Raw genomic sequence first — 15,035 nt, forward strand, 5'->3', positions numbered from 1 at the left:
GATCTTTCAATCTTCACCTATTTCCTCATAATAAAGCTAAAGATGATACTCGTAAGGATATAATAGATTCCTATGATCGATAACGCATCTGTTATCACGGTCCATAGTCCATTTCCTTTTATCACAAACCCCCATAACAACAAGCTCGTGATGAATATGAGTGGGAATACAAGAAAGTATCCGAGGAAGTATAGTTGCTCTTTTTGTTTCTCCATCATCATCATCCTTATCTAGGTAATGGATTTCTTACACTTTGTCTGTGTAATATGGAATGTTTGAAGGTTCATAGATAGAGGATACAATATTTCCCTTATAGGAAACTTAAGGGAAGGTTAAGGGAAGCTTAAATTGGTTTTTCTATGTAGGCAGAGCACCCTTTGTCCTCACTCTATCAATCAAACGCAAAGAGACAGCTGGCACTCACGTCTAAGCCAGCTGTTTTTTTACCATTTATCGATTATTCAGTTAGTAAGTTTGTTCCCCAATCTTGAAGAAATGCAAGATTTCTCTTGAGCTAATTCTTCAAGACATTTTGATCACTAAAACACAATTTCTAAGGGGAAGAAACTGATTAATCGATGGTACCTGTTTGTTGGATTTCCAAATTTACCTTAACAGAAACATTTACGTTTGGATAATACGTTTCCCATTGTTCTTTGTTAAATTTACGATAATGTTCCTTATATTTCACACCTAAACCTAGTGGATCAACTTTCTCCTCTTTTAGTTGCGTGATGATTTTGTCAGCCTTTTTTTCTATTTGCTGCTCTATCTCCTTTTGATAATTCTTTTTATTAAAAGACTGCCTTTTTCTCTTAGAGGAAGAAAATTCTTGTAGTTTTGTTCTCATTTTAAGATTAATGGTAAACTCCGGTTTGCCCTGCACAATTTTGACCTTATATTGTGGATTTGAATAAAGAGTTTCCAGAACAACTTTGTCTCCATTTTCAAATGTAAACCTTTGGAATCCGTCACCTGTGTTATTATCAACTAATGATTTGAATATATAAATATCTTCCATTGGTATTGACGTAATATATTTATCATAATTAAAAATGGCCATTCCTGTGATTTTGATACTGCCGTTTACATTTTTTACTATAGGTAAATACGGATCCTGGCCTATTTGAAATAATTGAAATAAGAAAGTTTGTAAATTGGTGTGGGGAAGCTGCCCGGATTCCATGTTTTGATCCAGCAATTCTTGAAGATAAATGGAGATATTCTCCTTTTTATATTTATTCAAGTTTAATAACTCTTTAGTATTACCATCAACAATGGCCAATTGAACCAAACTTCCGATAGATGGATCACGGTTTAGGGTATCTATAAAATCATTTATACCATTTTCCGCTAGTTCCTTCCCATAAAGAGCAAACCTGAGTTGTCCGCTTACTAAGCGAATTTGTGATTCATTATTTATATTTGTCCGTATTTCTTTACTGGATTGTCCGATGGAGGATTTGATTTCAGTATTGGAAGGTTGGTCTTTCTTAATAATTGGAAACACAACGGTTCCCATTACGCCTCCTTCGTCGGCCAAGTCATAGCCGACTCCTTGTATCATACCAATCTCATTTACAATTTTGGTGGGAAGTAAGGAACAACCTGATAATAGTAAAATACTGAGCATCGAAATGGCAGCACGATTAACCACTTTGATTCCCCCTTTTAAGCAAAGTAAAATAAAGCAGGAGCAGAGGAATATAGATGTAAAAGATGTATAGATTCATTTGAGTGACAGAAGTATCAATTAACTCCTTGACAGTCTCGTTTGATAATTGACAAATCAATACACTTACTAAGCTTAGAATCAGTAATGCATACTTCTGTTTCATATTGAAAATTTTCTTTAACCCTCTGCATGAGCACCATAACAAAAGTGAAATCAATGCCGTAACAATGACTGAATACATAGAGATATACAAGTATTCAAATCGTTCCAAATAAGAGAACTTTATTATTTTAGTAATCGAAAGCTCAGGCCAAATTGTCGTCTTTAATTGATCTTCACTATAAAATGTGAACGAAACAATACAAGAAATGGTATAGAGTACTGTAGTAAAAAGGACACCAAGATGAGCAAACTTTTTGGATTCATCAGGATTCCTGATGAATGGATAGAACATTAATAGCACCTCTGTACCAGCTATGGTGTACATCGAACTCTTAATGGAGTCCAACATGTCCATTAAGGAGTGATTCATCATTGGCAGCAGGTTTGAAAACTGTGCAATTTTCAATGGAAAAAAATACAATACCATTATCCATACTTGCGGAAATATAAAAGACAAGAAAGACAAACCTACAACGACGCGGAATCCTCCGGAAATACAATAGTAGACTAACATTAGAATCAAAGTGGAGATAACCCAGGATGGTAACGCTGGAAACATCCACACTTGAATAATTTCGATGTATGCAAGCATGACCGAAATGCTTGCTAAACCGTAGTAAATGATAATGAAAAAACTTAAGAATCTCCCAAGAAACTTACCGAAGGCAGCGGTATGTACGTCAATAATATCCCCATCTGCTTTTCCTAGCAGTTTATACATAACCCAAATGAAAGCCTGGACCAAGCATCCTGCGGCTAAGACACTAATCCATGCATCATATCCTGCTTTCTCTGCAATCGTTCTTTGAAAACTTAAAATTCCAACGCCCACTTGGGAATTGTAAATGATAAAGAAGACTAAATAAGGAGAGACTTGGTGCCTTATATCTACTTTCAAAAGTAATCACCCTATAAAATTATTCATAAAAGTCATTCAATGGCTCAGGATGTTTCTTGCTGTCTACAAATTTTTTCTTTTGTTGTGGTCGTAAGGTTTTTGGATTATCTTTCTGCATGGAAAAAGGGAGTCTTACCCATAGATCTTGAAATGAAGTGATTCGTAAAGGAAACTGACTTAAATAAGGTCGTCCAAGTGATGTCAACCTTAGCAAATGGATCAATGTAAAAATCAAGCATAGAAAGATACCTAATAAGCCCATCCAAGCAGCAAGAAAAATGACTGGAAACTTAATAAAACGGATGGTGTTACTAAACTTATACACAGGAGATGTGTATGAAGCTAATGTTCCGAGTCCCACGATAATTAACAATACATTACTGGTTAAACCGGCTTCCACAACGGCTTGCCCAATGACAATCCCACCAACAACACCAAGTGATTGCCCAATTTTTAATGGTAAACGAATCCCTGCTTCCTTTACCATTTCAATCATTAGCTCTAAAAACAGAGCCTCCATAAATGGAGGAAAGGGGACCGTTGCCCTTGACCCTACAAGGGGCTCAAGTAATCGAGCTGGAATCAGTTCGTAATGATAGGTCATGATTGCCACGTACATCGGAGTAATAAAAAATGAGATAAAAATGGCAGAAAATCGCAATAGCCGAAAAAAATTGCTTATAATCCAAGAATAGCTATAATCTTCCATTGCAATAAAGGATTCCATAATAGTTACTGGGAGGATAACCAGGTTTGGAGATCCGTCAACCGCAATGATTATTTTTCCTTCCGTAAGACCAGCAGCCACCCTGTCTGCTCTTTCCGTTGAAATTGACTGTGGAAACAAAGAATTTGAATTGTCCTCAATCATGGCTGAGACATAGGAACTGTCCTGAATATGATCATATTGTATATCATTGATCCTTTGGATTACGGTGTTTACATTTTCCTTATCAGCAATCCCTTTCACATATAAGACAGCTACTTTCGTATTCGATAATTTTCCGACCTTCAATTCCTTGACGATAAGTTCTGGCATAGGCAATCTTTTGCGGATAAGATTAATATTCGTATCGATTTCCTCTATAAACCCAGTCTGCGGTCCTATTGCAGAGGATTCCAATGTCGGCATGCCGATATCACGAAATTTACTGTTCGCAATATTCACTAATAAACAATCTTCATTATGGGGATATATTTGAATAGCCATATATCCATTCATAATGTTCTGGATAATTTCATCTGTATCCCTAGTAAGAATACTTTCTTGAACTGGGATTTTTCTCATTAACTCTTTTAATGAAATCTGATCCTGTAAATAGGGAAGAACATCTTGATGTAAGATGTCTGAAGAACTAAGCGTACGATAATATGAAATCCAATATGGTTCTCCATCTGTTATTGATGTATGGAAATGGACAAAGTCATTTGAGTCTGAAAGAATTTCAACCCAATTTTGATTGTTCTTATCGTCACTTTTTAGCTTCATAAAACCCCCCCTACATCGATTTTTCTTATTGTGTGTGAAGCTGGAGAATTTATGCAAAACTAATGTAGTTAAAGAGCTTAGACGGGGACGTTCTGTAAACCCTTATATAAATGTAATTTCCTCATCTGTATTAGCATTATTTGTTTGTTCTTCAACAAATTAAAACCTCTTGCTAATTAAAAAGGGGAACTCCTTTGAGTAGAGTAGGAACCGACCCCTGTTAATCTGCAAAAGAAAAACCATGGATAAGTAGTCCATGGTTTTTCTAAACTATGTTGTTCGCTATTCTCCCTGGTAAGCGCTGTTTTTGGTCCGGAATTGCACTTCTGCAACGGATAGCATGAGCGGACCACTATGTGATTCTTCGAATACAATGGTCACTTTTTTCATCTTTGTACTTTCTTCTGTTAATTCAAATTGTACCTTTTGATCGGTGGTGAGTACTTCCTTCGTTCCGAGGTCGTACTCATTCCCTTCTTCATCTGTTCCGATTGCGCGAAGCTTTTTGATTTTCCCATTGGTGTAGAGCGATCTGTTAAAGACTTCAAATGTCGTCAGCTCCTGTGGGTCATTGAAGGTAAAGTCGACTGTCAGTGGCAGGGATATTCCGTCTGCTTCCGTAATGCTCCACTTCAATTCGGCAAGGGATGATTCGCTGATTTCTCCGTCTATCAATCGGGGAAACGCCGCCGCTCCATCCTGCATCTTATCTGCTTCGCCTGTCACGGTCATATCCCTTGCTGTCAGGAGCAGCTCTTCTGATTCTTCAGGCTGCTCGACTTCGCCAGGTTCTTCACCGGGCTGTAAGACATCCCCTATCCGATCAATAGTGTCAAAGTCAGTATTCACAAGCAATGATCTTGTAATCTGAATATCGAACGTCCCATCTTGCTTCGCTTTCAGTTTAATGACAGCGAGAGTGGATGTAGCTTCCAGTGTAGCTTGTGAGCCTTTATTGGAAAAGGCGGTCATGATCCTTTGCTTATCGTTACCGATTCCTGCTAGAATTGAATAATTCAACATTTCCTTCGTGGCATCTGTAGGAGCAGCAACTCTATCCCCGCAGCCGTCTTCGGATTCGCAATTTGTGATGATTTCATATTTGTTCGGGTCAATTTCCATCTCAAGATTGAATGCATTGATATCCTTCATCCCGGCACCGATGATCTCCACTGTCACTTCTTCTCCTGCCTTTAGCTCTTGTTTATCAGGACGAATGTTCAACATTCCAGCCACTGGACGCCCGGTGTCCTCAAGCTTTGTCTCACCCAGCTGACCTGCTACATACATTAGATCGTATGCGTCGATAACTTCATTATAATTAATGTCTACCTTTGAAACCTGATCCCAGGATGTATCTGTACTGTCCACGCCCATATAACTCGCAAAGAACAGGAGATCCTCCTCATCGATGGCACCATTCGGGATGTTTTCGCCTACAACCATCCCTTCCGTTTTATCCTTTTGGTATGGCCTGAATTCTTGGGCAGAACCAAACCCTCCGACCGCATCCTTTATCGTCAATTTAATATAGCGTGCCGTTACATCCTCATTGAATGGGATGGTCTTTATGTCTTTGCTTCTCTCAAACGTTCCATCGGTCACAACCTTCTTATATGCTTTTCCGTCAAGGCTGACTTCAAGGTCATATTTCAGGATGGTACCATTCCCTGCGTCAGGCCTTGGTACATATTCAAACTGATCTAATTGATACTCAAGCTTCATATCGATTTCAAACGTATGAGGAGGGACATTCCCAGAGAACCATTGTGTGTGCCATTGTGTACCTGCATCCCCATCTACCGCTTTCGATGCTTCACTTCCAGGTTGATGACTCGAAGCTGTGGCGGTCATGTTTTCCGGTACATTCCGGAACGGATCAAGCTTGGTTTTAATAGTGACTTCATCACTCCATTCCGAAGCACCTTTGGAATTGACTGCCCGGATTTGATAGCTGTATTCCGTATCGAAATCCAAATCTTCATGCTCGAAATACGGCTGATTCTCTCCCTCTTTTTCCACAAACACGTTTCTATAGATCATTCCACCAATTTTAAGATCATAGGAAATATTTTCTCCTTCGACCTCATCCCAGTGAAGGGTAATGCTTTTATCCGTGATCGTTTCATCATCTGCTCCAAGTCCTGCAGGGACAGCAGGGACTTCTTCATCAATGATTTCCTTCACCTCGGTATTATCGAACCCATTTACAGTTAGACGCACGGCTTTCTTCGTAATATCCGTCTTCCCAACCTTCACATAAAGCTTAGGTGCCGTTGAAATCTTGGTTTCGTCAAACTCGGATCCTTCCGTTGCATAGGTATTCAAGTTCGGACTTTCATTATAGAAGTACACATTTTCTGACTGATTGTAAACACTTTCCGACCCGGCTTTTTTCAGCTTCACATTCTTGCCCCCGACTTTTACGGTGACGGATTCAGGCTGTTTGCGGGTGTTGATGAGGAATTCTGTTCCCCTATCTTTCACCATCCCATCGTAGCCCTTTCCTTTGGCTTTATGGACGGTGATTTTCGCTTTATCGTTTGCAACAACGGATGTAATTTTGGTCTTTGTATTCTTTCCGGATTTATAGTCAATTGTCTTTCCGTCATCTTCATAAAGGGTAAACTCTGATTTCCCTGATGGATAGATGTCAAATATTCTATTCTCGGAACCGTCTAGCTCATTAATCGAGTTATTGGCCGGAGCCATCGGGATGATCGCACCATTCTTGACGAATACAGGTGTTTTCCATAATGGAGCATCGATATGATTGACTACGGCTCCACCTTTATGTTGTTCCCCTGTAAAATAGTCAATCCAAATCTGGTCCTTATCCGGCAGGTAGATTCCGTTGCGTACTCCCGCCTCCTGATCCTTTTCATTGTATACAGGAGCTACCAATAAATTGGGACCCCACATATACTGATACTGTGTTTCCGTGCCATACGTAAATGGATCTTCCGGATACTCAAGCATCATCCCTCTGACCGATGGCATCGATGTCGAAGTCGATTCCTCGGCAATGGTGTAAATATACGGCATCATTTGAGACTTCAACTTTAGATACATGCGGTTAATGGATGTGTAAGGTTCGCCATAATTCCACGGATTCTTTGATTTGCTGTAATCATTTCCTGAAGATGCCCAGCCGTCCATATCAATTTGGATAGGTGAAAAGGCTTTCCACTGAAAATCTCTTGTCTGGATGACAGGATCCCCTCCGAAAATACCGTCCATATCGGATCCGACATTCGGATTACCGGACAACCCTGCTCCGATATAAGTGGGGATATGCATGCGGATATACTCCCACTCGCCTCCATATTGGTCGCCTGACCAAAGGGTAGCGTAACGCTGGGTGCCTGCCCAGCCGTCAAGACTAATGACAAACGGACGTGCACCACCTGAATTCTCCTGCTTCTCGATTCCTTCTGCTGCCTGGCGCGTGGCGTTTAGGGCCATGGAATAGCCCTGCCCAACCCAAGCAACGTCGGTTTTGATGGCTCTTACTCCTGCCTGTACTTCGCCATCAAGATCCCTTTGCAATGGACTGTCCTCAGGGAGATTCGGATCAGGGTACAGGTTACTTTGTGTCCAGAGACCGACTTCAACATCCTGATCATTTGCTTCATCCACAAAGTTATTCAGATTGTCCAAGCCATTATAGCCACATCCATATCCATCATTCGGCAAAAACCAGCCTATCGGCATATCCTTGTTCACGTACTCATTCAATGTGTCCATCCCCTTGCCAAGAAGGGTTCTCTTATCCTTATGACCATTATGGACCCCATTAAAGCAGTCCGCATGCCCAAGGTAAAACGCATACTCCGGCATCAATGCTGCTTTTCCGGTCAGCTCGGTATATTCGTCAATGATCTCCGGGATGGAATCCTCAACGAAGTAGTAGGCATCAAACCTGTTTTCCTGATGCGAGAAGGTGGCCGTTTCGGAGAAATCATAGACTCCAGGCTTAAACGTATTCCTCATCACACCGTATCCTTCTGTACTCAAGTAAAAGGGAACGGGACTTGAAGCAGAACCCGCATCCCAACCGCCGCCAATGGCAATGTTGATTTTTGTATTTTTATGAGAATAATAGCCGTTCTGCTGTCCTCCTCCATAGAAATATTCGTCTCCTTTGGTGTTCAATGTCTGAACCGTTTTATTCTCTGCCAGAGTAAGTGGCTCTTTTTCGCTCCAAAGGATCTTGTTTCTTTTTTTATCCATTAGGCTCATCTTAGAGTCTGCTTTTGAAATCTTCAATTCCAATACTTTCGTCGTGATTCGATAAAAATGGGAATCTTCCTTTATTCTTATGCGTGTTTCCCCATACTCCTTGTTGTATTCCTCTTGATCTTTATCCACGATTTTGGTTTCATGATCCGGTTTATTAGGTGTCGGATATTCTGGGAATTTTCCGTCGGGATCAAGATGTAACCTGAACACATTTTCTTTTAGAAAGCTCATTTTGATTCCTTCACCGGTTGACAGTTCAATGAAGACATCACTACCTTTCTTATCTATCCCGCTTACTTTCCCGATGGAAGGACCACCGGCATCTTCACTAGCTTTCGTTATATTAGTCGGAATAAACGATAGGACCATCATGAGTGCCAATAACAGTGAGGCAAATCTTTTAAACTTATTTGCTTTTCTAAACAACATCCTGCACCTCCACAATTGTTAACTAGATTCCTTCCCAATAGACTGACCGAGATCTATTGCTGTAAGCAATGCCTTTAGATGCCTGCCCCATCCCGTTTGAGGCGTCCGGACTTCTGGAAGCATTTGATGGCTTCTTTCCCTGAAGACAAGGCTCTATCCTTTAATTCATCTATATGAACAGTGTCTTTCATGATCGCTGTTTCCAGAATCATGGATAGATTGGCTCCTCCGATGACCATAGCGTCATCCCTTTCCCTTGTAAGTGAAACAGCCGTTTTAAAAGGGGAGCCTCCAACGAGGTCACAAAGAACCAACACTCCTTCACACTCTTTCAATCTATCAAATGCCGACTTCAGCTTTTCTTCCAAATCTGTCATCGAGTCTATTTCTTGGAAATCCACATACTCTATGTGCGACTGCTCCCCTGCAATCAATTTCACTGAAGAACGAAGACCAGATGCAAAGAGTCCATGACCTGATACAAGTAAACCGTTCATTATTTCTCCTCCTGTCCCCCGCTTACAGAATGGTACCGAACGGGAATGGTATTTCACCAATAATGCCAATGATCACTGTAATCAAAATGAGTAGTACCGGTGACAAACCGCGTTTCAATAAATAGTACATCAATAAGGTATAACCCAAAGGCAGAATATTAGGCATGACCTTATCCAGTAAATCTTCCTGGATCGCGATTTCTGCTTTTCCCGCATGAATGACCAGATTGGCAGATACGTTGACAAAAGAAGCGATCAGTCCGCCCACTACGGTCAATCCAACGATAGAAGCTGCATGGGAAACTTTTTTCGTATTTTCTTTTAAGGAACTGATGGCATTGGTTCCCGTTTTGTATCCATATCGCATAAGTCCGAAACGCAGAGCAAAATGAACGATGTTGAAGATCACAAGGAATACAAGAGCCCCCATCGGATTGCCGTCTGCTCCAAGGGACGCACCGATCCCGATACAAATCGGCAGGAGAGTGAGCCAGAACAGCGCATCCCCGATTCCTCCCAACGGCCCCATCATAGCCACACGGATCGACCTGATAGTATTTCGATTCTGCTTCTTCTCTTCCATGGCAAGCACAATTCCCATAATGATATTCACCAGGAAAGGATGGGTATTGAAGAATTCCATATGGCTCTTCATCGACTTACTAAGGTCATGCTTATTCTTATGGATCTTTTTCAACCCTGGAAGGATGGAATAAAGCCAGCCTGCTGCCTGCATCCTTTCGTAGTTGAAAGACGCCTGGAGCAACAAAGAACGCCACACCATTTTATTGAGATCTTTCTTCGTCATTACCTGTTCAATAGAATTATCTTCATAATATTCAGAATCTTCAGCGTGTACTTGATGCTGTTGATCAACAGCTGCTTGTTCAGATGCCACGACCTCTTCCCCCTCTCACAGCAGCTCCCTGGCCGCCGGATGTCTTGTAAAAGTCATACATGGCAATCGCAAGGCCAATCAGTGCGACTGCGATAATCGGCATTTCCAAATACGTGACAAGGATGAAACCTACGATGAGATAAGCTACATACTGCTTTTTCAGCATGATTTTCAAGAGCATGGCAAAACCGATTGCCGCCATCATGCCACCAGCTGTCCCAAGACCTGTGATCAGCCATTCCGGCATCGTTTCGACAACATTTCTCGCCGCTTCTGCCCCAAAATAGATAGGAAGGAAGGCAACAACAAAGTAAAAGACAAACAAGGTAAGGATCCCCATGTAGTTAATTCTGTCGATCCCTTTTGTATTGGCAGCCTCTGCATATCGGTCTGCTTTGTGCATAACAGGTGAAAACGCTGTAAACATCAAGGTGATACAAGCCTGGACGGCAACGGCAAACGGTACAGCGATTCCAATGGCCACCTGTGGATCCTGGCCTGTCAAGATAGCAAATGCCGTTCCAATAATCCCCCCTATCACCACGTTCGGTGGTTGTGCCCCTGCCAGTGGAACCATTCCTGCCCATACTAATTCAATGGCTGCACCGGTGATGACACCTGTCTTCAAATCTCCAAGAATGAGTCCAATAATGACCCCCGTTACAATGGGGCGATGGATATGAAACAAACCATTAAACAAATCAATCCCTGCAATACCTGCCCATATGGCAATCAATAATGCCTGAAGCAAGATTTCCTGGTCCAACAAGATCACACCTTTCCCTTATAAAATGGTATAAATATCATCTGGCCTTTCATCAGGAACACGACGCACTTCAAGCTTCACACCCTGTTCCTTCAAATCACGGAAAGCTTCTTTATCAGAATCATCAACAGAAACAGTAGAGAACACTTGCGTTTTGCCTTCCGAGAAATGCATATTTCCGATATTCACCTTATCGATCGGGACACCTCCTTTAACAAGACGATTTACATCCTGTGGTGTTTTGACGACTAAGAAAATATGTTGGTCATCCGATGCGTCATGGATAACATCAATGGTTGTCTGAACCGAAAAAAAGCGGATCCCTATCGCTTCCGGAACGACCATCTCCATCAAATCTTGCTGCACTTCATCCTCTGCCACCTCATCATTCGCCACAACAATCAGATTCGCCCCAAGATGGTTGACCCACGTCACACCAACCTGCCCATGCACAAGACGATTGTCAATCCTTGTTAATAAAATATTCGGCATGATCTTTTCCCCCTTAATTATTAACAATGTATTTTTTGAACCCCTTTCACCAGGATAGGGTGATCAGGTGACCGTAACCTCAAAACCTACCACTTTCTTTAAATCATTCAACCCACATGAGCAACATCCTCAAATGTTCCCTTTCACTCTCTTAATCAAGGAAATTATTAGAGGACCACCATTCAACCCTTACATCCCTTTCATCTTATGAAAGAAATATCGTTACGTTATGACATCATTACCAGTTAACTAGTGTGAAAATCCATTTCATAGTGGAATGAAATGACATAAAGATGCGGATAGGATAAAGCATAACGTGATCTCTCGTTCGTTGATGAACAAAAGCCCTTTTACACGACCCCCTCCTTATTCATTCAAGTCAAGTCTACTTGTTGTTTTCAAAAGGAATTAGGTTTAAAGATGTTACACTCAGTTGGAAATTTTTGGGTTTTCTTGCCTAAGTAGAAGTTTTAGTGGTAGGGAGGTCATTACCAGTTAGTTCGTGATAAAAGAATCCGCTATTTAACGCCATTCTCCATCGTTATTTCACTTGTCTTTTATCATTACTGATAACATGTTTTCACTTTGGAGTATAAATGTAATCGTATACATTGTCAATACGGAATATCGAATTTTCTAAATTATCAAATATTCTTTATGATAAGAGCGGTTTTTTAGTTTTGCTATTATAAATTGACATATGAATCATCTCCTTATCTATTAAAAGTATTATGCCTAGGGGTTTGATATTGATATTCCTTTCTTAATCCAAGTTAATTGAGCCAGAACTCGATTAATTCTGCTTTTCGAACAATTGAGCATCCTTGTGGAATTTTCTTTACATGTATTTGATGATTATCGTTTTAGGATCTCTAGCATCTTCGATAAGAAAAATATTGACACCGTTGTTTCTCACTTAAACAATACAAGCGCATTGCAAAGTAAAGCCTCTCTCCAATGCGCAATGTATAGCTATCACCTAGAAGAAGTCCGTCCCTCTAATTCCCTAATCGCGCTGATCGCCCCTATTTTTGTACAAACAGTTGCCCCCACGCGATTGCTGGTTGAAATGACGTTCTTTAATTCTTCGAAATCCTCCAGGAGGTCTTTCGGACCTTGATAGTGATTGAATTGATGCAGTGTCGCCCCAACAAATGCATCGCCTGCCCCCGTTGAATCAATGGAATGAACGGGAATGCTTGGGACGATACACGATTCTTCTCCATTTGAAACCAGTGTTCCATCCTTCCCAAGGGTGACGGCTACGGTATTTGCTCCCAGTCTATGAAAACGTTCGACTCCATCTGATAGATGGGAGAATCCCGAAATGATCTTACATTCCTCTTCGCTTACTTTGACGAAGTCAGCTTGACTGATGCAATGCTCTGCCAACCCAATAAAGTCCCCCTCTCTCCCTTTCCATAAATCGCTTCGAAAGTTCGGGTCAAAGGAGATGAATTTCCCTGCTTCTTTAACCGTTTGGATGAAGGATACGTACGCGGACATGAAGGGATCATCCAGTAAGGCAGTGGCGGATCCGAAGTGAATGATTGAAGATTCTCTCCAGCTGCTTTCATGAAGCTCTTCCCTGTTCAAATGGGCATCCGCCCCTCGATTAAACACGAAATCTCTTTCCCCGTCTTCTTTCAATGATACAAACGCCAGAGTTGTAGGATGATGCTGATCAAGAAGAATGGAAGATTCATCAATCGTAAGATCCTTCATTGCCTGTTTCAAGAAAAGGCCGAACGGGTCATTTCCTACCTTGCTCAGGAATCTGGCGCGCCCCCCAAGTGTGGTAATGGTGGCACACACATTCGCAGGAGCCCCTCCAGCTTGCTTGGAAAAGTGTTGTCCCTGAGCCAAGTCTGTATTGATATCGGTACAAAAGAAATCGATGAGCAGCTCACCGATGCACAGGATCGATGGTTCATTCATAATCTCAAACTCCCTTTTCCCAGATTGATGAAAGTTCCGTAACCGAGAGTACTTCAACCTGGGCACCCTTTCCAAGGGCAGTGAGGGAAAGGGTGTGTTTCGTTCCCTGTGGGAAGATCAGGCTGGTTAATGCTCTCCGGCCTCCCTGTGCGAATACCTCCAAGGAAGAAGCGTCCAAGAATAGCTGAAGGATAAGCTTATCTTCTATTAATTCCACAAGGCATTCGGATATTCCGGGAAACGAATCCGAAAACCCGTTTTCTCCTGAATGAGTCCGATCGACGGATAACATGTGGGTGATTCGATCGTACCGAATACTGGTTTTCTCATCTGATGAATGGTGGATAGCCAAGCTGAATTCCTTTGCCTCATCCAACGTTACAACGAGATTCACTTCCATTAATTCATGATTCACTTCCATTAAGTATGCTTCTTCCGTTAGCACTATTGCCTTGCTGACCTTTGAATCTTTTCTGATTCTATTCATCTCGGATACAGGTTTTTGTAAAAGCTGAACTCCATCTGTAGTAGAAATCAAGGTCATTTCTCTAGGCAACGTCATGGCTCCTCTCCACGTTTCAGTCGGAACCTGGTTTGCATATCTCCAGTTGTTCATCCATCCAAGATAGATACGTCTTCCGTCCTTTTCAGGGATATCGGACCAGCTCACTCCCGCATAATTGTCCCTTCCGTGATCAAGCCAGAGGATGGAGTCCGCATCTTGATTGTTTATAAACGTCTTGCCGTCAAAGTCCCCAACAAAGTACTGGGTCCTTGAACCTTCTTTGAAATCGGGATTGTCACCGATGCTCACCAGCATCACCCATTTCACATGATCGGGATTTCCGTCGACCATGAGTGGAAACAGATCCGGGCATTCCCATACTCCGAAATGGGCCCCTTCGTCCTGGCCAAATAAACTTGCAAACTCCCAGTCGATCAAGTTAGGGGACGTATAAATGGTAATCGTCTGACCCGTCGCCAGCACCATGACCCAACGTTCAGATACCTCATGCCAAAACACTTTTGGGTCCCGGTAATCGGTAATGTCTTCATCTGACAGGACAGGATTCCCCTCGTATTTCTTCCACGTCCTGCCATGATCATGGCTATAGGCAAGACTTTGCCTCTGTCTTGGACGATCGGAATCCGGATATGAGTCCGCGCTTGTATAAATGGCGACCAGCCCCCCATTTCCCTTTTGAAAGAAGCCCGATGTATTCTTCCAATCTACCACGGCGCTTCCAGAGAAAATAGCACCGTGCTCGTCAGGATAAAGAGCAATCGGCAGCTCCTCCCAATGGATCAAATCACGACTAACCGCATGCCCCCAGTGCATCGGTCCCCATGTGGTTCCTTGTGGATGATATTGATAGAAGAGATGATATTCCCCTTCGAAATAGACCATCCCATTCGGATCATTCAGCCACTTTTCCTTTGGGGAAAAGTGAAATTGCGGACGATAGGTTTCTGAATAAAGGCTCGTTTTTTCTTGATAATTATTCGTCATAAGAATTCTCCTTTGCATTCGAAAGGCTGCACGATCGCC

Annotated in this window: 11 protein-coding genes; all 11 read right to left on the minus strand. The window is 41.9% G+C overall.

Going from position 1 to position 15,035, the window contains the following annotated elements:
- Positions 1 to 17: 17 nt before the first annotated feature.
- Positions 18 to 215: a hypothetical protein gene (locus F0342_RS00595; RefSeq protein WP_149154129.1), complete on the minus strand. Its 198-nt coding sequence runs from the start codon at positions 213 to 215 to the stop codon at positions 18 to 20.
- A 356-nt stretch (positions 216 to 571) separates the two neighbouring features.
- A complete protein-coding gene (locus F0342_RS00600) occupies positions 572 to 1,657 on the minus strand; it encodes a Ger(x)C family spore germination protein (RefSeq protein WP_149154130.1) in 1,086 nt (361 codons plus the stop codon).
- Positions 1,650 to 2,735 carry a GerAB/ArcD/ProY family transporter gene (locus F0342_RS00605; RefSeq protein WP_149154131.1) on the minus strand — a complete coding sequence of 362 codons (1,086 nt, stop codon included), beginning with the start codon at positions 2,733 to 2,735 and terminating at the stop codon, positions 1,650 to 1,652. Before F0342_RS00605 ends, F0342_RS00600 begins: the two co-directional genes overlap by 8 nt.
- Positions 2,736 to 2,754: 19 nt before the next feature.
- Positions 2,755 to 4,224, minus strand: a complete 1,470-nt coding sequence (locus F0342_RS00610) for a spore germination protein (protein WP_149154132.1) — start codon at positions 4,222 to 4,224, stop codon at positions 2,755 to 2,757.
- Positions 4,225 to 4,506: 282 nt separating this feature from the next.
- Positions 4,507 to 8,895, minus strand: a complete 4,389-nt coding sequence (locus tag F0342_RS00615) for a discoidin domain-containing protein (RefSeq protein ID WP_188048344.1) — start codon at positions 8,893 to 8,895, stop codon at positions 4,507 to 4,509.
- Between the two features lie 74 nt (positions 8,896 to 8,969).
- Positions 8,970 to 9,392, minus strand: a complete 423-nt coding sequence (agaF, locus tag F0342_RS00620; protein ID WP_149154133.1) for a PTS galactosamine/N-acetylgalactosamine transporter subunit IIA — start codon at positions 9,390 to 9,392, stop codon at positions 8,970 to 8,972.
- A gap of 22 nt (positions 9,393 to 9,414) precedes the next feature.
- Positions 9,415 to 10,290, minus strand: coding sequence for a PTS system mannose/fructose/sorbose family transporter subunit IID (locus tag F0342_RS00625; protein WP_149154134.1), 876 nt, complete (start codon positions 10,288 to 10,290; stop codon positions 9,415 to 9,417).
- Positions 10,280 to 11,056: a PTS N-acetylgalactosamine transporter subunit IIC gene (gene agaW, locus F0342_RS00630; RefSeq protein WP_149154135.1), complete on the minus strand. Its 777-nt coding sequence runs from the start codon at positions 11,054 to 11,056 to the stop codon at positions 10,280 to 10,282. Before agaW ends, F0342_RS00625 begins: the two co-directional genes overlap by 11 nt.
- A gap of 18 nt (positions 11,057 to 11,074) precedes the next feature.
- On the minus strand, positions 11,075 to 11,548 hold the full coding sequence (gene agaV / locus F0342_RS00635; RefSeq protein ID WP_149154136.1) for a PTS N-acetylgalactosamine transporter subunit IIB: 474 nt from the start codon (positions 11,546 to 11,548) through the stop codon (positions 11,075 to 11,077).
- Between the two features lie 975 nt (positions 11,549 to 12,523).
- Positions 12,524 to 13,486 carry a carbohydrate kinase family protein gene (locus F0342_RS00640; protein ID WP_149154137.1) on the minus strand — a complete coding sequence of 321 codons (963 nt, stop codon included), beginning with the start codon at positions 13,484 to 13,486 and terminating at the stop codon, positions 12,524 to 12,526.
- A 4-nt stretch (positions 13,487 to 13,490) separates the two neighbouring features.
- Entirely contained in the window at positions 13,491 to 14,996 is a 1,506-nt protein-coding gene (locus F0342_RS00645) for a glycoside hydrolase family 32 protein (protein WP_149154138.1), read from the minus strand.
- Positions 14,997 to 15,035: the final 39 nt, after the last annotated feature.

The sequence above is a fragment of the Bacillus sp. CH30_1T genome (assembly GCF_008364765.1).
Taxonomy (GTDB): Bacteria; Bacillota; Bacilli; order Bacillales; family Bacillaceae_B; genus Rossellomorea.

Excerpts from the sequence above, each read along its gene's own strand:
- F0342_RS00595 (WP_149154129.1), bottom strand. The coding sequence starts at position 215 with ATGGAGAAACAAAAAGAGCAACTATACTTCCTCGGATACTTTCTTGTA.
- F0342_RS00610 (WP_149154132.1), bottom strand. The coding sequence starts at position 4,224 with ATGAAGCTAAAAAGTGACGATAAGAACAATCAAAATTGGGTTGAAATT.
- F0342_RS00615 (WP_188048344.1), bottom strand. The coding sequence starts at position 8,895 with ATGTTGTTTAGAAAAGCAAATAAGTTTAAAAGATTTGCCTCACTGTTA.
- agaF (WP_149154133.1), bottom strand. The coding sequence starts at position 9,392 with ATGAACGGTTTACTTGTATCAGGTCATGGACTCTTTGCATCTGGTCTT.
- agaV (WP_149154136.1), bottom strand. The coding sequence starts at position 11,548 with ATGCCGAATATTTTATTAACAAGGATTGACAATCGTCTTGTGCATGGG.
- F0342_RS00640 (WP_149154137.1), bottom strand. The coding sequence starts at position 13,486 with ATGAATGAACCATCGATCCTGTGCATCGGTGAGCTGCTCATCGATTTC.
- F0342_RS00645 (WP_149154138.1), bottom strand. The coding sequence starts at position 14,996 with ATGACGAATAATTATCAAGAAAAAACGAGCCTTTATTCAGAAACCTAT.